Origin of the sequence: Marinobacter sp. DY40_1A1, from assembly GCF_016597815.1 — a bacterium.
Classification (GTDB): Bacteria; Pseudomonadota; Gammaproteobacteria; order Pseudomonadales; family Oleiphilaceae; genus Marinobacter; species Marinobacter xiaoshiensis.
Window position 1 is genome coordinate 22,788 of record NZ_VCHA01000007.1, and the last position, 17,608, is coordinate 40,395.

Sequence of the window (17,608 nt, forward strand, 5' to 3'; positions counted from 1 at the left end):
AACGACCTCGTTATGGACAAGTTATCCGAGCGGACCTGATTTGACCGCCAGCCGTTAGAGTTATCCGGGTTCCATCCTCACCAGACGTACGGCAGATATCAAATTGGGACCCCCCACTCAGTAGCAACCCTGTAGCGCTAAAACGTGGGTTGGCACCCGTCAGCGTGATCGCATACGCACCTGATGCCCCACCAAAATCACTAATTACAGCCCCACCACCTGCAGTGACCTGGTAACGTTCAGTAAACGTCGGATTGGGTACAACAGAAACCGCAGCACCTCTTCGCACAGCCTCAGAGCGAGCCATATTTAATGCTCCCACGAGGTCGTTATTGGTTGTTGTTAACTGGTTGTTCTGTATCAGCCGGGAGAAATTAGGTATGGCAATTGCTGCCACGACTCCGAGTACCGCCATGAGTATGAGAAGCTCTATTATCGTAAACCCACGCTGCGTCGTTGACCTGCGCATGAACCAACTCCCTGAATATTTTTTCATGTTTATAGAATACGAAAGCACAAAAAAACCGCCAGGCGTTCTCGACAAGTGGCGGTTTAGAAAGGACGAGCGGTAACCAGGAGTTCAGTTCGTGAAACCCATCACACGTTCACCGCATCAATCCGCAACTCCTTAGGCATAGAAAAAACAATATTCTCCTCCCGCCCCGCAATCTCCTCTGGCACATCACCCCCAAGATCCCGTAAGCGGGCAATCACATCATTTACGAGTACTTCGGGGGCAGAGGCTCCAGCAGTTACGCCAACGGACTTCTTGCCTTCCAGCCATTGCGGATCAATCTGGGAGGCTTCGTCGATTAAATAGGCAGGTGTACCCATGCGTTCCGCCAGTTCGCGCAAGCGGTTGGAATTCGAGCTGTTGGGGGAGCCAACCACCAACATCAGGTCGCAGTCGCCAGCCAATTGCTTTACAGCATCCTGGCGGTTCTGGGTGGCGTAGCAGATGTCGTCTTTGCGCGGGCCTTCGATCAGCGGGAATCTTTCACGCAGGGCGTCGATGACGCGGGCGGTATCGTCCATGGAGAGGGTTGTCTGGGTAACGTAGGAGACGTGGGCCGGGTCTTTTACTTCCAGCTTTGATACGTCTTCTTCGTTCTCCACCAGGTAGATATCGCCGCCGGTACTGTGATCGTACTGGCCCATGGTGCCTTCGACTTCCGGGTGACCGTGGTGGCCGATGAGCACGCACTCGCGGCCGTCGCGGCTGTAGCGCATTACTTCCATGTGTACTTTGGTGACCAGCGGGCAAGTTGCGTCGAACACTTTGAGGCCCCGGCGCGCTGCTTCGTTCTGCACGGCCTGGGATACGCCGTGGGCACTGAAGATGACCAGTTTGTCGTCTGGCACTTCGTCCAGCTCGTCCACAAAGATGGCACCGCGGTTGCGGAGGTTATTGACCACAAACTTGTTGTGTACCACCTCATGGCGAACGTAAATAGGCGCACCGAACACATCGAGGGCGCGATTTACGATCTCGATGGCGCGGTCTACGCCTGCACAAAAGCCACGGGGGTTTGCCAATCTTATCTGCATAGTCAATGCGCCTGCCCTGCCGGTTCTACGTCAATTACTTCCACATCGAAGGTCAGTGTACGCCCCGATAGCGGGTGATTGAAGTCCACCTCCACTTCGTCGCCCTCCACACGGCTGACAACACCAGGCAGTTCCTGCTGGCGCGCGTCGGCAAAGGAGATCATCACCCCCGGCTCCAGCACCATATCGGCGCTGAACTCGTGTCGTTTGAAGGTTTGTACGTTATTCGGATTGCGCTGACCAAACGCCTTTTCTGGCGGCACCTGGTAACTGGCCTTGTCGCCGGCTTTCATGCCCATCAGGTAGGCTTCAAAGTTCTCAGGCAGATTTTCATCTCCGATTTCCAGAGAAGCCGGATCTTTGTCGAAGGTGGTATCAATCACTTCGCCACTTTCAAACTTGAGCGCGAAGTGCAGGGTTACGCGGGTACCTTTATCTACAGGCAGTTCTTTCATGGGCTTTATTCACTCCCGTTCGCAGGCGTGCCGGAATCAGCGGGCTTGCGAAACATATCAAGAATCATCATGGCAGCACCTATGGTAATGGCGGTGTCAGCCAGATTAAATGCGGGAAAGTGCCAGTCCTGCCAATAGAAATGCAGGAAGTCGACCACGTAGCCGTGCACTACTCGATCGTACACGTTGCCAAGCGCGCCGCCCAGTATCAAAACGATGGCGATGGCGGTCCAGGTTTCATGGCGCTGGAGGTTTTTCAACCAACCTACCAATACCACACTGACAACCAGCGCCAACGTCACAAAGAACCAGCGTTGCCAGCCAGCGGCACCCGCGAGAAAACTGAACGCCGCTCCGGTGTTGTGCAGCAGCGTGAGGTTGAACATGGGGACAACAGGCACCGGATTGCCGTAAGTCAGCATGGCCGTAGCCATGGCTTTGGTGCCAAGATCGATTACGATCACCAGCACTGCCAGCCAGAGCCACTTGAGCTTTGTTCCTGTTACCTGCTCATTCATTGCCGCATCCATCAAGCAAACGAGCGGGTTTCGCCCGTTCCTTCCACATTGGTGATGCAGCGGCCACACAAGTCTTTGTGCTCGGCATGGCTGCCTACATCTTCACGGTGGTGCCAGCAGCGCTCACACTTGGCATGGGAAGCCGGAGTTACCTTCACGCGCAGGCCTTCGTAGCTGGTCATTTCAGCACCTTCAGCTTCCGACACCGGCCTTACGGTGGCTTCGGAGGTAATCAGCACAAAGCGCAGTTCGTCGCCCAGGAACTCCAGATCAGCGGCCAGATCGCCTTCACAATAGAGGGTGACTTCAGCGCTCAGAGAGCCTTTGATTTCGCCCCGGGCACGGGCTTCTTCCATGCACTTGTTGACGGCTTCCTTGATACCGAATATCCGACGCCAGTAGTCACGGCCCAGCTCGGCATCTTCCGGTAATGCTGTGAGGCCTTCATACCAGGTTTCGTAGAACACGGTCTCGCCGCGCTCACCTGGCAGGTGCTGCCAGATTTCATCGGCGGTGAAGCTCAGGATGGGTGCGATCCAGCGCACCAGCGCTTCAGCAACGTGATACAGCGCCGTTTGGCATGAGCGACGGGCCAGGCTGTCTGCTTGTGTGGTGTACTGGCGATCTTTGATGATATCCAGGTAAAATCCACCCAGTGTAGCTTCACAGAAGCTGTATACCTTCTGATAGATCCGCAGGAAGGCGTAATTCTGGTAGTCCTCATGGAGCTCGTTCTGCAGCTGCAGCGCGCGATCCACCATCCAGCGATCCAGCGCAATCATATCCTCCGGCGCAACCATATGTTGCTTGGGATCAAAGCCGGTGAGGTTGCTCAGCAGGAAGCGCGAAGTGTTACGAATACGGCGATATCCGTCTGCAGTCTGACGCAGGATATCCTTGGACACCGTCATTTCACCACTGTAGTCGGTTGCTGAAACCCACAAGCGCAGAATGTCGGCACCCAGCTCGTTCATAACTTCCTGAGGCGCGATCACGTTGCCCATTGACTTGGACATCTTCAGGCCTTTGCCGTCCACCGTGAAGCCGTGGGTCAGCACCTGCTTATAGGGCGCGACACCATTCATGGCGATGGAGGTCTTCAATGATGACTGGAACCAGCCACGGTGCTGATCCGAACCCTCCAGATACATATCCGCCGGGAACTGTCCCAGTTCCGGGCGCACGCGCAGAACGGAGTCGTGGGTCACACCGGAATCGAACCACACATCCAACGTGTCCGTCACTTTCTCGTAGTTATCCGCCTCTTCACCCAGCAGCTCGCGCGCATCGATCTCATACCAGGCATCAATGCCGTCGGTTTCGATAGCCTGAGCCACTTTTTCGATCAGGTTTTGAGTATCCGGGTGCAGCTCCTGTGTTTCCTTGTGGATAAACAGGGTGATCGGTACGCCCCAGGTGCGCTGACGCGAGATACACCAGTCAGGAGATTGCTGGAACATACCCTCAATACGGTTTTGCCCCCAGGCCGGCACCCAGCGCACGCCCTTGATAGCTTCCAGTGCATCTGCGCGGAGGTTTTCTTTCTCCATACTGATAAACCACTGCGGCGTGGCACGGTAGATCAGTGGTGTTTTGGTGCGCCAGCAGTGGGGGAAGCTGTGACGGAATTTTTCCTTCCGCACCAGCTTGCCTTCACGCGCTAGTGCGTCGCAGACGGGCTCATCGGCCTTATAAACATGAATACCTGCAAACTCGCCAGTCGCACTGGTGTAGGTGCCGTCGGCCTGAACCATGCTCAGTGTGCCGATGCCATAGGTTTTGCCAACCACGAAGTCTTCCATGCCGTGATCAGGTGCCGTATGAACGGCTCCGGTACCGGCATCGATCGAGACGTGGTCACCCAGAATCGCAGGCACCTGTTTGTCGTAGATCGGGTGATGCAGAGCCAGGTGTTCAAGGTTCGTACCGAGGCAGTGGCCCAGCACTTCGTATTTTTCGATTTCCCAGCGTGCCATGATGCCTTCGACCATGGCGGAAGCCAGAATCATCCGCTCGGGGCCGTTGCCTGCGTCAACCTGCACCAGTGCATAGTCCAGATCTGCATTGAGAGACACCGCTTGGTTAGCCGGAATAGTCCAGGGTGTGGTGGTCCAGATCACCACGGACACATCACCTTCGCCTTTGTCCGTTGCAAAAAGCGACAGGGCTTTGGCCTGGTCGACGGCGGTAAAGCGCACATCAATCTGGGTTGAGGTTTTGTCCTGGTACTCCACTTCGGCTTCTGCCAGCGCGGACTGACCCACCACACTCCAGTAAACCGGTTTGAAGCCACGAACCACATGCCCCTTGGCGACGATCTTGCCCAGCGCACGCACAATGCCGGCTTCCACTTTCGGATCCATGGTGAGGTAGGGCTTATCCCACTCACCCATGATGCCAAGGCGGATAAAGTCGGCTTTCTGGCCGGCAATCTGCTTGGTGGCGTAATCGCGGCAGGCCTGGCGGAAGGTTTTGTGGTCGACCTTCACACCGGCTTTGCCGATTTCCTGTTCAACCTTGTGCTCAATCGGCAGACCGTGGCAATCCCAACCCGGCACATAGGGCGCATCAAAGCCCATGAAACCGCGGGATTTGACGATCATGTCTTTCAGAATCTTGTTGACCGCGTGACCAATATGAATGCTGCCGTTGGCGTAAGGAGGGCCATCATGAAGGATGAACTTGTCACGCCCTTCGCGCTGCTTGCGCAGATTGGCGTATACGTTCAGATCCTGCCACCGCTTGAGCATTTCAGGCTCGCGATTGGCCAGGTTACCACGCATGGGAAACGCGGTTTCCGGCAGATTCAGAGTGTGCTTATAGTCGCTCATGGTTTGTGTGCGTACTCTTCAGGTCAGTTTGTTTGGTCTGCTTATGTATTCAATTCGGATCGGTGATGCTTTTCCCGGGGTGTTCGGCCAACCAGGCTCTAGCGGCATCAAAATCTTTGGCTATCTGCGCTTTTAGCGCGTCGATGGACTCAAACTTCTCTTCATTCCGCAGTCCGTGGCGGAAAACAACATCCATTCGTTGGCCGTAAAGTGTGCCAGCAAAGTCTAACAGGTGCACTTCCAGCGCAGGCTGCTTGCCATCCACTGTTGGGCGCAGGCCGATATTGGCAACGCCGTCCTGCTTCTGTCCGTTTCCAAGCGTAACACCAACCACATACACACCGCGCAACGCAGGCATCTGGCGGAGCAGGATATTTGCCGTGGGCGAACCAATTTGCCGGCCCAACTGCCGCCCGTAAACCACCCTGCCCTGAATATGGTACGGGCGTCCCAGCAAAGCCTCGGCTTTTTCCAACTGGTTCTCCAGTAGCAGGTTACGGATTCGGGTGCTGCTTATACGTTCGCCAGCAACGGTTACGGTGCGGGTGTTTTCCACTGAAAAACCGGCGGCTTTACCCACCTTCTCCAGGAGCGCGAAATCCCCGGCCCGATCACAGCCAAAGCGGAAGTCATCGCCGACAACAAGGTGGCGCACCGCGAGGCCATCAATAAGCACATCGTCGATGAAACCCATGCCGGAATAGCTGCGAAAGGTTCCATCAAACCTCAGGCAGAGTACTATATCTATACCCGCCGCACGCAGGGCTTCAAACTTTTGCCGAAACCCCATTAACCGGGGAGGCGCTTCCATTCCCTGAAAGAATTCCCGTGGCTGAGGCTCGAATATCATTACGACCGAAGGCAGGCTCAACGCATTTGCCTTGTTTTTTACCTGGTCGATAATGGTTTGATGGCCCAGATGAACGCCATCAAAGTTGCCAATTGTGGCAACACAGCCTTGTGCCAGCGGGGAATCCGCTTGCCTTGAAAGCATTTTCAGGTTGGTCAGGCCCCGGATCAGACGCATGCAATGCGAACCTTCATTTGCCAAGTGGCTTTGCGCGCTCAATCAATGCGCAAAGCGCTGGTGAGAAAACGCGCGATTATACCTTACCTCTGGCGAAAATGTCTTACCCGCACCCCGGTTAGCGCCAGAACAGTGAAGTAGGCACCGGCACTCGCCACGACTATTACGCCCATATACAGAGAACGCTCGATACCATCTGCCGACAGCCAGCGCATAACGGGGTAGTTCAGCCAAAGGATAACCGCGACCATGGCCGCATTAGCCAGGCTTATCTGCAGGAGATATTTGCCCCAGCCTGGCTGGCTTTTCCAGGCACCCTGGCGCTTGAGGCCCTGCCAAAGCAAAATCGCGTTAAGCCAGGCCGAAAGTGACGTAGCCAGTGCCAGGCCAGCGTGGGCCAGAGGAACAATAAGAGCCAGATTGAAGATCATATTGGCAACCATGGCAATAATGCCAATCTTCACCGGCGTGCGGGTGTCCAGACGCGCAAAAAAGCCCGGAGCAAGCACCTTTATCACCATAAAGGCCAGCAGTCCTGCGGAATAAGCTCTCAAGCTCTGAGCCGACATAGCCACATCCCTGTCGGTCACCTCACCATAGTGGAATAACGTTGCAATGAGAGGCTCTGCCAGCAACGCAAGCGCAAGCGCGGCAGGCACCCCGATAATCAACACCGCACGAACGGCCCAGTCCAGAGTGGCGGAGAACTGGTCAGTCGAGGCAGCGGCGTGTTTGCGGGATAAACTCGGCAAAATAACCGTAGCGATGGCAATGCCAAATACACCCAAAGGCAACTCGGAAAGCCGGTCTGAATAATACAGCCAGGACACACTCCCGGTTTGCAGAAAAGACGCCAGAACCGTGTCGAGCAACAGGTTGATCTGGCTGACCGATACACCAAACAACGCCGGCACCATAAGTTTGAGAATCCGGCTGACGCCTTCATGCCTGTAATCAACCCGAGGCCGAGGCAAAAGCCCTAGGCGCATAAGGAACGGTAGCTGGAAAAACAGTTGCAAGGCACCGGCGATGAACACCCCCCAGGCCAAAGCCATAACTGGCTCGCTCATCAAGGGAGTAAGGTAAACAGCGGCACCAATCATCGCGAGATTTAGCAGCACTGGCGTAAAGGCAGGCACTGCGAAACGATCGTAGCTGTTGAGAATGCCGCCAGCAAAAGCCGTCAGGGAAATCATCAGCAAATAAGGAAAGGTGATGCGCAGCATGTCGCTGGTCAGCGCGAACTTTACGTCATCACCAAGAAACCCCGGGGCAAATACCGCAGTCAGAAGCGGCGCGCCCAGCATGGCCACCAGCGTGATACCCAGCAGAACCAACCCCAGCGAGCCCGCAACCGCATCCACCAATCGTTTTACATCCGAGGCCGACTGATTCTCGCGATAGGATGACAACACCGGCACAAACGCCTGAGAAAACGCACCCTCGGCGAAAAGCCGGCGCAGAAAGTTAGGGATTTTGAAGGCTACAAAAAAAGCATCAGCCCCCGCGCCCGCACCAAAATAGCGCGCAATGACCATATCCCGAACCAGCCCCAGAACCCTGGAAAGCATGGTCATAACGCCGACCAGACCAGACGAGCGCAGCAGCCCGGGCGCTTTAACCGGCGGCTTGTTTTCAGGCGGGATTGAGGGTTGCGACGACATGCGGGTTCGTATCCGGGTTATGCATTGTTTTCGGTCGGGTGTCTCGGGAATTACCTGCTTCCCCGCCATACCCTTATCCGGCGAGCCGCGAGTTTAGCACAGGCCTTTTATACCGGGGGACTATCTGTCACCCTGACGGGGTTTGGTATTGACATTTCCGGGTTTGAGCGGCATAGTTCCGCGTCATTTATTTCGACGCGCTGGTTATGGGCGCGCCCGCGATTTCAGGGTCCCTCTGGATGGTATTTTGCCCAGAGTTTCCCGTACGAATCATTCAGTAACGAATTTAAGTACTTTCAGGAGTTTTACGGTGGCAAATTCCCCGCAAGCCAAAAAGCGCGCACGTCAGAACGAGAAGAACCGCAAGCACAATGCCAGCCTGCGTTCCATGACCCGCACTTACATGAAAAAAGTTCAGGCCAAGATCGAAGCTGGCAACTATGAAGAAGCTCAGGCTGCTTTCCAGGCCGCACAGCCGATCATGGACAGCATGATCAACAAAGGCATCTTTACCAAGAACAAAGTTGCTCGCCAGAAGAGCCGCATGGTCTCCAAGATCAAGGCTCTGAAGAGCGCCTGATAGCGTCCAACGCTTGAAAGCTCTTATTGCGAATCAAAAAAACCGGCCATGAGCCGGTTTTTTTGATTCAGATTCTTTTGCTTCAGATGATGATCATATTATCCCGATGAATCATCTCCTCCTCTGAGATATACCCCAGAATATCAGAGATGCTATTACTGGAACGGCCCGCTATCGCCGTGGCCTCATCCGCATCGTAATTCACCAAACCACGCGCAACCTCCGCGCCATCCTCGCCGACACAAGACACCATCTCACCGCGCCGGAACCGCCCAACAACGCCCTTCACTCCAACCGGCAGCAGGCTGCGACCACCCTGACGGAGTACCCGCACCGCCCCATCATCCAGCGTGAGCTTTCCACGAGTCTGAAGATGGCTTGCCAGCCATTGTTTGCGCGCCGCAATACGACCCTGCTCCGGGAGCAACAAGGTGCCATATACATCACCTTGCCGAAGGCGGGTAAGCACGGATTCAATACGGCCACCCACAATCACCGTAAAAGCTCCGGAGCGTGCTGCCAAGCGCGCTGCACGCAACTTGGTCAACATACCACCGCGGCCAAGCTCGCCAGCACCGCCGCCCGCCATGGCGTCCAGGGTACGATCTCCGGCAAACCGCTCGGTTACCATAACGGCATCCGGGTTCTTGCGGGGGTCTTTATCGAACAACCCCAGCTGATCGGTGAGGATAATCAGGCCGTCGGCCTCAACCACGTTCGTGACCAGCGCACCCAAAGTATCGTTATCGCCAAAACGGATTTCGTCGGTAACCACTGTGTCGTTTTCATTTACGATGGGCACAACACCAAAATCCAGCAACGCCCTGAGCGTGCTACGGCCGTTCAAATAGCGCTTGCGATCGGAAAGATCATCGTGGGTCAGTAGAATCTGGGCGGTATGAATACCGTGGCGCTTGAATTGCGCCTCCCAGGTTTGCACCAATCCCATCTGGCCGACAGCGGCAGCGGCCTGCAATTCATGCAGTTGTTCCGGGCGCTTTTTCCACCCCAGCCGGCTCATTCCTTCCGCAACTGACCCGGAAGAAACCACCACTAATTCGACACCCTCGCGGACCAAGGCCGCCATCTGGTCTACCCAAAGACCCAACGCCTCTACATCCAGCCCCCTACCATCATTAGTCAGGAGGGCACTTCCAATTTTAACCACCAGGCGGCGAGCCTGCTGCAGCTGGGCGCGTTGCGTCATGATACGAGCTTGTCTCTCTCGGTAGAACGGGATAATTCAGACATAAAAAGGCCGAAATCTAATCCTTCACATACACCACTTCAACGTCGTAATCATCATCGTCGTCAAAGTCATCATCATCGCCAGCGGCCTCGCGAGCAGCCCGACGAGCACGCCGCTCTTCCTCTACGCCAGCCCGTGCTTCTTCGTCCATCCTCCGACGCCTTGCCGCTTCCTGCTCAGCAACCTCAGGGTTCTCTGCCTCTTCCTCGGCGCGTTCTTCAATCCAACGCATAACTGCCTGAGTCAGCGGCTTGGTGCCCTCACCACTTAACGCTGAAATACGGAACACCGGCCCCTGCCAGCCAAGCTCATCAACGATCGCCTGACAATGAGCCTCCCGATCTTCTTCCGGCACCATATCGACCTTGTTCAACACCAGCCAGCGATCCCGGCTCGCCAGGGTTTCGCTGAACTTCTCAAGCTCATGAGCAATCACGTTTACCGCATGTGCTGGCGATGAACCGTCGTAAGGCGCCACGTCCACCAGGTGCAACAACAAGCGAGTGCGCACCAGGTGCCTCAAAAAACGCACGCCGAGGCCCGCGCCTTCAGCAGCACCCTCAATCAAACCGGGGATATCGGCAATAACAAAACTCTGGTGGGCCTGCACACTCACCACGCCCAGATTCGGCACCAGGGTGGTAAACGGATAATCTGCCACCTTGGGCGTTGCAGCAGATACCGACCGTATAAACGTCGACTTACCGGCATTGGGCAACCCGAGAAGACCCACATCGGCCAAAACTTTCAGCTCCAGCCGCAGGTTCCTGAGCTCGCCTTCTGAACCTTTTGAGGTTTGGCGGGGCGCACGGTTTATAGATGATTTGAACCGGGTGTTGCCGAGGCCATGAAAACCACCCTGAGCCACCTTCAAGCGCTGACCTATGCGAGTCAGGTCGCCAAGCACCTCGTGGGTATCGACATCAACCACTGTGGTGCCCACAGGTACTGGCAGTATGAGATCCTCACCCTTGGTTCCGGTGCAATTACGCCCCGAACCCTGCTCACCGCCTGGCGCTTTGTGCTTGCGCTGAAACTGATAATCAACCAGCGTGTTAAGCGAATCGCTCGCCTCAAGATACACGGAGCCACCATCCCCGCCATCGCCCCCATCAGGGCCGCCCTTGGGAACGTACTTTTCACGCCGGAAACTGAGGCAGCCATTCCCGCCGTTACCGGCTTCAACGATGATTGTGGCTTCGTCTACGAATTTCATGAATCAACCCTTTGCGCATGGCGCATAAACTAAAAAGCCCCGCAGCCTCAAGGAAGACGCGGGGCTCAACAGAACCGGATCGCCGCTGCTTAGGCAGCAGCTGGAACGATACTTACGAACTTGCGGTTCTGTGGACCTTTCACTTCGAACACAACCTGACCGTCTGCTTTCGCAAACAGCGTGTGGTCTTTGCCCAGGCCAACATTGGTGCCGGCGTGGAAACGGGTTCCGCGCTGACGAACGATAATGCTGCCTGCAGATACTGATTCGCCGCCGTAGCGCTTGACACCAAGTCGTTTCGACTCGGAATCGCGACCGTTACGGGTACTACCTGCTGCTTTTTTGTGAGCCATGACAAGCCTCCTGATTAAGGGGTGTTTTCCAGACCTTAGCCCTGGATACCCGTGATCTTGACTTCAGTGAACCACTGACGGTGGCCCTGACGCTTCATTGAGTGCTTACGACGACGGAATTTGATGATGTTAATCTTGTCGTGACGACCGTGGCTAACCACTTCCGCAGTCACTTTGGCACCATCAACTACCGGCGCGCCAACTTTGAAGTTGTCGCCATCAGCGATCAGCAGAACGCGGTCAAACTCGATGTTGCCGCCTGTTTCCACTTCCAGCTTTTCCAGCTTCAGCGTTTCGCCTTCTTTAACACGGTGCTGTTTACCACCGCTAACAATAACTGCGTACATTAACTTTACTCCGCGATTGACCCATCCCTGCTCTTATCCACCTGGTTCTAAGGGAAGCGCTTCGGCAACCCTATAGCAGGGAGCGCAGGTTGGGATGAGTTGGGCGCGTGATTGTACGAAAAGGCAGCCAGCAATACAAGCCAAGTTGACACTAACCGCCGCAATACCTAGCATTGCCGCAACCTGCCTGTATTAACAGTACACTAGACAGCTATCTAACCACGACATCAGCAAGGGATCCACAAGCCGCATGACAGCCCAGCGCATTTACGACACCGTGGCAGACGACTTCAGCCGCGTTAATGACCTGATCATCCAGCGGCTTTCCTCCGATGTCCCCCTGGTAGAAAAAATAGCCCAGCACATCATTGAAAGCGGCGGTAAGCGGTTGAGACCCTTACTGGTTTTACTTTCCAGCCGAGCTGCTGGTTACAGTAAAGACGAACACTTGAAGCTGGCTGTGGTGATTGAATTCCTGCACACCGCCACCCTGCTTCACGACGATGTTGTGGATACATCGGATATGCGCCGGGGCCGCAGCACAGCAAATGCCAACTGGGGAAACGCCCCCAGTGTATTAGTAGGTGATTTCCTCTACGCCCGCGCATTCGAGATGATGGTCGAGCTGAAGAGCCTGCCTATTATGGAGATTCTGTCGCACGCCACAGCCGTGATCGCCCAAGGCGAAGTAATGCAGCTGATGAACGTGAAAAACCCGGATCTCACCGAAGATCAGTACATGACTGTGATTCACAACAAAACCGCCATGCTGTTCGAAGCAGCATCACACTCCGGCGCCATACTCGCCAATGCGAGCGAGGCTCAGGAGCAGGCGCTGAAACACTACGGCAAACACCTGGGGCTGGCCTTCCAGCTAGTGGACGATGTTCTGGATTATCGCGGTGACGCCGAAACCATGGGCAAAAATGTGGGCGATGACCTGGCGGAAGGTAAAACTACCCTGCCACTGATTCACGCAATGGCGAACAGCAGCGAAGCAGACCGCCAGCTCATACGCCAGGCCATCCGCAAAGGTGGGTTGGATGATTTGCCAAAGGTTCTCGAACTGGTAGAAAGATCCGGCGCACTGGAGTACACCATGGAGAGAGCCAGGGCCGAAGCCACAAAAGCTTCTGACACCCTGGCTGTTCTTCCTGACTCACCCCACAAAGCCGCCCTGGAGCTATTGGCCCAGGTTGCTGTAGCGCGAGTCAGCTAGAGACCATTTACAGACCGTCGCGGCCGTGGGGTGCGGTGAAATCCAACTGCGGCCCCACCGGCACGACCTGTGTGGGATTGATAGTGCGCTGGCTCACATAGTAGTGCTGCTTGATCTGCCCAATATCCACGGTACCGGCCACTCCTTGCACCTGGTACAACTCCCTCAGATAACCTGAAAGCGCCGGAAAATCGCTGATGCGCTGACGATTACATTTGAAGTGGCTGTAATAGACCGCATCAAACCGAACCAGGGTTGTGAACAGGCGCCAGTCCGCTTCTGTTATCGTATTCCCCGTCAGATACCGCTGCTTCGACAGCTTCGCTTCCAGCCAGTCCAGAGACTCGAACAGCTCGGCATAAGCTTTTTCATACTCATCCTGAGCCGTTGCAAACCCTGCCTTGTACACACCATTATTAACCGTGTTGTAAACCCGCTCGTTCACCGTATCAATGCCTGCCCGCAGCGCTTCCGGATAAAAGTCCAAATCAGCGTTCACACCTTCCAGCCCGTCAAACGCCGAGTTGAACATACGGATAATCTCCGCCGACTCGTTGCTGGCGATGGTGTTCTGGTGCTTATCCCACAACGCAGGAACCGTGACCCGTCCCGAATAATCCGGCGCTGCTTTGGTATACACCTGATGCATAAAGCGGAAATCATGCAGATCATCCTTGTGCGCACTATCGCCAGGTCGGAATTCCCAGCCGTTCTCGACCATATCCGGGTGCACAACTGACACGGAAATGTGCTTTTCAAGACCTTTCAGCTTCCGGAAAATCAGCGTGCGATGGGCCCAGGGGCAAGCCAAAGACACATACAAATGATAGCGCCCGGACTCGGCTTTGAAACCACCTTCACCGTCAGGCCCCGGCGAACCATCTGCCGTTACCCAGTTCCGGAACCGCGCTGCTTCGCGCTCGAATTTTCCACCGGTTTTACTGGTGTCGTACCACTTGTCCTGCCATTTTCCGTCAACAAGAAGACCCATAATGAATACCCCTCAAAAAAACTGAATTTATGTGCCAACATATGCAGAGAAGAATAGCGGCTTGCCCGCTAACCTCACAAGCAACCAATTCTGGCCAACAACTTCAGATAATTCGAACATGCACACAGCCATTACTATAGACGCCCTGAGAGTCCTCGATGCCATCAGCCGCAAAGGCAGCTTCGCCGGTGCTGCCGGCGAACTATTCCGGGTGCCATCGGCGATCAGCTACACGGTGCAAAAGCTCGAGGAAGACCTGAACGTCACCCTGTTCGACAGAAGTGGTCATCGCGCCGTGCTCACGCCTGCAGGCCTTTACCTACTCGAGGAAGGCCGCATTCTGCTTGATGCCGCCGAGAACCTTGCGCACTCAACCCGGCAGGTCGCGCAAGGCTGGGAAACCAGGCTGCGGATCGGATTCAACTCATTGCTGCCAGCGGAGTGCCTATTCCCGGCCATCAAAGACTTCAGCGCCTTGGGCGTGCCTGTCGATGTTCAGATTGTTGAAGAAGTGTTTGCCGGCACCTGGGATGCGCTTCAAAGCCGCAGGGTGGACCTTGTTGTGGGAGCCGACGACATCAGCAAGCCCGCCGGAAACTTTACGTGTCAAAACCTTGGAGTAATGGATTTCATTTTCGTCGTCTCACCCGGCCATCCTCTGGCGAACGCGGAAGAACCTCTGAGCGAGGAAGATATCTTACGTTTTCCCGCTGCCGTTGCCGCTGACTCGTCTCGATCTCTTCCCGTTGGTCACGCAGGCATCTTCCACCGACAGCGCACCTTGACCGGCACCAACATGGACCACAAAATCGCCTTGCAGAAAGCAGGCCTCGCCGTAGGCTGGCTGCCCAGATCCCGAGTGAACACCTTGGTTGCCAACGGCGAACTCATCGAAAAGCAGGTGAGAGAGGCGAGGCAATCCGTTTCGCTCCAGGCCGCCAGGCACGCGGAGGACAAGGGTAAGGCCCTGATGTGGTTTTGGGACCGGCTGATCGACGATCCGGCAATAGCAGACTGGCTCACCACCTGAGCGTACGCGCAAGGCATGGGGCGAAATGGCTCCGCAGCAGAACTCTGGCAGGCAAATGAGTCAACGGCATCAACAGACAGTTCATTTATACTGCAGCGAACCACACTAACGAACGGAGCTCATTGATGCGGCAGCTATCGGAACTGGATGCCTCCTTCCTGTACCTGGAATCAGCCAATGCACCGATGCACATCGGCAGCATTTACGTGTTTGACGCCAGCGAACGGGAAACACCCCTGGCGTTCAGCACCTTTATTGCCTATCTACGGAGCCGCCTTCACGTCGTCCCGGTGTTCCGCCAGCTACTAAAAGAAATCCCGTTGCGCATGGGTCGGCCCTACTGGATAGATGATCCGGATTTCAGTATTGAGCGACACCTGGCCTATGTCAGCCTCGGCGAAAACAGCCGTGAATCACATCTGATGACTCTTGCATCCAGGATACTCGAAGATCCTCTGAAGCGTGATCGCCCACTCTGGCACATTACCTTCGTGGACGGTTTCCGCCTGGGTGACGATAAAGAAGGCAAGGCCGGCTTCGCTCTCATTGTAAAACTGCACCATGCAGCCATCGATGCCTTCAGCGGGGCTGAAATCATGGGCAAACTGATGGAATACACTCCTGAGCCACAACCCATCCGTACGCCACGCCCCTGGCAACCACGGCCGAAACCTTCAGAAGAGCGTGTTGTTATACAGGCAGGCGTCAACATGCTGCGAACCCCCTGGCGCGCGACGTCTCTCGCCGTTGGTGCGGCAGAGGCAACAGTGCGCGGCCTGATCCAGAAGCAACTGCGGAAAATACCTTTGCCATTCCCGCTGTTTTCAGCTCCCCACAGCCCATTCAACCGCCAGATCACAGCCAATCGCCAGATAATCTCAGCGAAGGTAGACTTATCTCGCCTGAAAGCAATCAAGGCATCCCTGGTGGATGTAACACTTAATGATGTGGTGCTGGGGCTTTGTGCAGAAACCCTGCGTCGATACCTGGATGATCAGGGTGCAAGCACTAGTGAGTCGTTGATTGCCATGACGCCCATCTCCGTGCGTTCAAGTACATTGAACAAAGCCACCGGCAGCCAAATGTCTGCCATGCTTCTGGATCTGGCAACCGATGAGCGTAACCCGGCCCAACGTATTCGCCGGATTCACTGGAACGCTGTCGCCTCCGAGCCATACCGGGAGGCCATTGCTGCAGATCGACTTACTGAATTATTGCCCTCAACGATGCTGGCGTTGTCAGCACGACTGTATTCGGAACTACAGATTGCTCAGCGCTACCAACCGGTATTCAACCTGCCCATTACCAATGTGCCCGGGCCACAGGTTCCCCTTTACTTACAAGGTGCGAGACTGGTTCAACAGTACAATGCCGCTCCACTGTTCGACAGTTTGGGGCTGGTTATTGTGGCCGTAAGCTATCAAGGTAGCCTCACCCTCAACTTCACCATCTGCCCGGATGTGGTCGCTCATGGAGAGTCTCTCCGAAGTCATGTCTGTGACAGCCTTGACGCCATAGAAATCGCCGCCAACAAGCTTGCCCCCGAGGAAATGTACACCCCGCTCGAAGAATCCCGGAGCCAGACACTGGCAGACGATGCCATGAATCTGCTTGAAGGCGCACTGCAGAAACTGACCGCGCGCTTCAGGCGATAGCGAGCAATATTAACGCTGGGTTCTTACTCAAAGGCCCAGCGCAGAAATGCCTTTTTGTCTTCATCGCTCGCGGTTTCCCAGACCGACTTGAGACGGCTAAGTGCATCCACGCCATCATCAGCGACAGCATTCCCATCTGAAAGCATTGGAGCCCGATCTGCGCGGGGGCTATCGGCGGGTGACCAGTTTGTGGAGTAAGCAAGCGCTGCGCCTTCAGCGCCTACAATCGCTGCGGAAAACTCAGGCATCTCTTTTTCGGCCTGCTTGCGGGATTCCGGCTTGGAGAACTCAAACTGGTATATGGCATCAGGGCTTGCTTCAAAGCGCACGACTTGCGGCTTGCTTTCAATCACGTGGACCTTTGACTCACCGTTATCCACAACACCGGATTTGGCCCAAATGGTTTTGTAGGTGAACACTACCTCGTTTTCACCCGGCAGCAGTGCATAATCCAATGCCAGGTCGTCCATCAAATAACTCTTCATCTCGCGCCCGTTAACCTGGCTAACGTGAATAACACCCGGCGCCTTCAAGACTGCTGCATTCTCTGCACCTGCGGGCTCACCCTCCCAGGTTTCGAGCTTGGTTACTGCCATTGAGCAACCAACCAGAGTTGTCAGCAACAACGATGCAAACACAAACCGGCACATCTGCGACCACCGGTTCAGACAGCGCATCTCCAACCTTGCAACACGTAAAATGTGAACCATACTCATGTTATCTCCTTGAGGGTAAGAGGAAGCCCGGTGCGAGGGTGCGACCTGCTATGGCGCATTTTGAACATCAAGACTACCAAGCGCAACCAAATGCGCAAACATGCGCAGCAGGCAGACCGGCCATGGCAACTTCAATTTAATTGTTAATAATTGTTGAATTTGCCCCAAATTGGTTTAATTTTAAACAGAACATCATCAATCACACTGCG

At 55.2% G+C, this 17,608-nt stretch carries 17 protein-coding genes; 4 read left to right on the plus strand and 13 right to left on the minus strand.

Features of this window, described 5'->3' with window-relative positions:
- Positions 1-10 precede the first annotated feature (10 nt).
- The 7 genes from FFI61_RS18085 to murJ all read right to left on the minus strand — a co-directional run bounded on the left by FFI61_RS18085 (position 11) and on the right by murJ (position 8,043).
- Complete coding sequence (locus tag FFI61_RS18085; RefSeq protein WP_413785040.1) at positions 11-496, minus strand: GspH/FimT family pseudopilin; 486 nt, start codon at positions 494-496, stop codon at positions 11-13.
- 101 nt (positions 497-597) lie between these two features.
- Positions 598-1,548, minus strand: a complete 951-nt coding sequence (gene ispH, locus FFI61_RS16200; RefSeq protein WP_200371749.1) for a 4-hydroxy-3-methylbut-2-enyl diphosphate reductase — start codon at positions 1,546-1,548, stop codon at positions 598-600.
- 2 nt (positions 1,549-1,550) lie between these two features.
- Positions 1,551-2,003, minus strand: coding sequence for an FKBP-type peptidyl-prolyl cis-trans isomerase (gene fkpB / locus FFI61_RS16205; protein WP_200204812.1), 453 nt, complete (start codon positions 2,001-2,003; stop codon positions 1,551-1,553).
- 5 nt (positions 2,004-2,008) lie between these two features.
- Positions 2,009-2,533 (minus strand): signal peptidase II, encoded by a 525-nt coding sequence (lspA, locus tag FFI61_RS16210; RefSeq protein ID WP_200371750.1) that lies wholly within the window; start codon positions 2,531-2,533, stop codon positions 2,009-2,011.
- The gene (ileS, locus tag FFI61_RS16215) at positions 2,533-5,352 is read right to left on the minus strand and encodes an isoleucine--tRNA ligase (protein ID WP_200371751.1); all 2,820 of its coding nucleotides are present in this window, start codon (positions 5,350-5,352) and stop codon (positions 2,533-2,535) included. The genes lspA and ileS overlap by 1 nt, the downstream gene beginning before the upstream one ends.
- 49 nt (positions 5,353-5,401) lie before the next feature.
- A complete protein-coding gene (gene ribF / locus FFI61_RS16220) occupies positions 5,402-6,379 on the minus strand; it encodes a bifunctional riboflavin kinase/FAD synthetase (protein ID WP_200371752.1) in 978 nt (325 codons plus the stop codon).
- An 83-nt stretch (positions 6,380-6,462) separates the two neighbouring features.
- On the minus strand, positions 6,463-8,043 hold the full coding sequence (gene murJ / locus FFI61_RS16225; RefSeq protein ID WP_200371809.1) for a murein biosynthesis integral membrane protein MurJ: 1,581 nt from the start codon (positions 8,041-8,043) through the stop codon (positions 6,463-6,465).
- A gap of 310 nt (positions 8,044-8,353) precedes the next feature.
- On the opposite strand from murJ, the gene rpsT reads away from it, so the two are divergent.
- Positions 8,354-8,623 carry a 30S ribosomal protein S20 gene (rpsT, locus tag FFI61_RS16230; protein ID WP_200204816.1) on the plus strand — a complete coding sequence of 90 codons (270 nt, stop codon included), beginning with the start codon at positions 8,354-8,356 and terminating at the stop codon, positions 8,621-8,623.
- Between the two features lie 82 nt (positions 8,624-8,705).
- On the opposite strand, the gene proB is transcribed toward rpsT, so the two are convergent.
- From proB to rplU, 4 genes are all read right to left on the minus strand, one after another.
- Positions 8,706-9,830, minus strand: coding sequence for a glutamate 5-kinase (gene proB, locus FFI61_RS16235; RefSeq protein ID WP_200371753.1), 1,125 nt, complete (start codon positions 9,828-9,830; stop codon positions 8,706-8,708).
- 58 nt (positions 9,831-9,888) lie between these two features.
- Complete coding sequence (gene cgtA / locus FFI61_RS16240; RefSeq protein WP_200371754.1) at positions 9,889-11,088, minus strand: Obg family GTPase CgtA; 1,200 nt, start codon at positions 11,086-11,088, stop codon at positions 9,889-9,891.
- Between the two features lie 89 nt (positions 11,089-11,177).
- A complete protein-coding gene (gene rpmA / locus FFI61_RS16245) occupies positions 11,178-11,441 on the minus strand; it encodes a 50S ribosomal protein L27 (protein WP_200204819.1) in 264 nt (87 codons plus the stop codon).
- A 35-nt stretch (positions 11,442-11,476) separates the two neighbouring features.
- Positions 11,477-11,788, minus strand: coding sequence for a 50S ribosomal protein L21 (gene rplU / locus FFI61_RS16250; RefSeq protein WP_071265462.1), 312 nt, complete (start codon positions 11,786-11,788; stop codon positions 11,477-11,479).
- Between the two features lie 250 nt (positions 11,789-12,038).
- On the opposite strand from rplU, the gene ispB reads away from it, so the two are divergent.
- Entirely contained in the window at positions 12,039-13,007 is a 969-nt protein-coding gene (gene ispB, locus FFI61_RS16255; protein ID WP_200204820.1) for an octaprenyl diphosphate synthase, read from the plus strand.
- A 7-nt stretch (positions 13,008-13,014) separates the two neighbouring features.
- Here the strand turns inward: ispB and FFI61_RS16260 are convergent, their stop codons facing one another.
- Complete coding sequence (locus tag FFI61_RS16260; protein WP_200371755.1) at positions 13,015-13,998, minus strand: glutathione S-transferase family protein; 984 nt, start codon at positions 13,996-13,998, stop codon at positions 13,015-13,017.
- A gap of 118 nt (positions 13,999-14,116) precedes the next feature.
- Between FFI61_RS16260 and FFI61_RS16265 the strand changes: the two genes are divergently transcribed.
- Both FFI61_RS16265 and FFI61_RS16270 read left to right on the plus strand, forming a co-directional pair.
- Positions 14,117-15,028 (plus strand): LysR substrate-binding domain-containing protein, encoded by a 912-nt coding sequence (locus FFI61_RS16265; protein WP_200371756.1) that lies wholly within the window; start codon positions 14,117-14,119, stop codon positions 15,026-15,028.
- Positions 15,029-15,153: 125 nt separating this feature from the next.
- Positions 15,154-16,683, plus strand: a complete 1,530-nt coding sequence (locus FFI61_RS16270; protein ID WP_200204823.1) for a WS/DGAT/MGAT family O-acyltransferase — start codon at positions 15,154-15,156, stop codon at positions 16,681-16,683.
- A gap of 23 nt (positions 16,684-16,706) precedes the next feature.
- Here FFI61_RS16270 and FFI61_RS16275 read toward each other — a convergent pair whose 3' ends face one another.
- Positions 16,707-17,399: a DUF2057 family protein gene (locus tag FFI61_RS16275; protein ID WP_200204824.1), complete on the minus strand. Its 693-nt coding sequence runs from the start codon at positions 17,397-17,399 to the stop codon at positions 16,707-16,709.
- Positions 17,400-17,608: the final 209 nt, after the last annotated feature.

Coding starts and splice junctions, on each gene's coding strand:
- FFI61_RS16270 (WP_200204823.1), top strand. CDS start 15,154: ATGCGGCAGCTATCGGAACTGGATGCCTCCTTCCTGTACCTGGAATCA.
- ispB (WP_200204820.1), top strand. CDS start 12,039: ATGACAGCCCAGCGCATTTACGACACCGTGGCAGACGACTTCAGCCGC.
- ribF (WP_200371752.1), bottom strand. CDS start 6,379: ATGCGTCTGATCCGGGGCCTGACCAACCTGAAAATGCTTTCAAGGCAA.
- fkpB (WP_200204812.1), bottom strand. CDS start 2,003: ATGAAAGAACTGCCTGTAGATAAAGGTACCCGCGTAACCCTGCACTTC.
- ispH (WP_200371749.1), bottom strand. CDS start 1,548: ATGCAGATAAGATTGGCAAACCCCCGTGGCTTTTGTGCAGGCGTAGAC.
- FFI61_RS16275 (WP_200204824.1), bottom strand. CDS start 17,399: ATGAGTATGGTTCACATTTTACGTGTTGCAAGGTTGGAGATGCGCTGT.
- lspA (WP_200371750.1), bottom strand. CDS start 2,533: ATGGATGCGGCAATGAATGAGCAGGTAACAGGAACAAAGCTCAAGTGG.
- rpmA (WP_200204819.1), bottom strand. CDS start 11,441: ATGGCTCACAAAAAAGCAGCAGGTAGTACCCGTAACGGTCGCGATTCC.
- proB (WP_200371753.1), bottom strand. CDS start 9,830: ATGACGCAACGCGCCCAGCTGCAGCAGGCTCGCCGCCTGGTGGTTAAA.
- FFI61_RS16265 (WP_200371756.1), top strand. CDS start 14,117: ATGCACACAGCCATTACTATAGACGCCCTGAGAGTCCTCGATGCCATC.
- murJ (WP_200371809.1), bottom strand. CDS start 8,043: ATGTCGTCGCAACCCTCAATCCCGCCTGAAAACAAGCCGCCGGTTAAA.
- ileS (WP_200371751.1), bottom strand. CDS start 5,352: ATGAGCGACTATAAGCACACTCTGAATCTGCCGGAAACCGCGTTTCCC.
- FFI61_RS18085 (WP_413785040.1), bottom strand. CDS start 496: ATGAAAAAATATTCAGGGAGTTGGTTCATGCGCAGGTCAACGACGCAG.
- rplU (WP_071265462.1), bottom strand. CDS start 11,788: ATGTACGCAGTTATTGTTAGCGGTGGTAAACAGCACCGTGTTAAAGAA.
- cgtA (WP_200371754.1), bottom strand. CDS start 11,088: ATGAAATTCGTAGACGAAGCCACAATCATCGTTGAAGCCGGTAACGGC.
- FFI61_RS16260 (WP_200371755.1), bottom strand. CDS start 13,998: ATGGGTCTTCTTGTTGACGGAAAATGGCAGGACAAGTGGTACGACACC.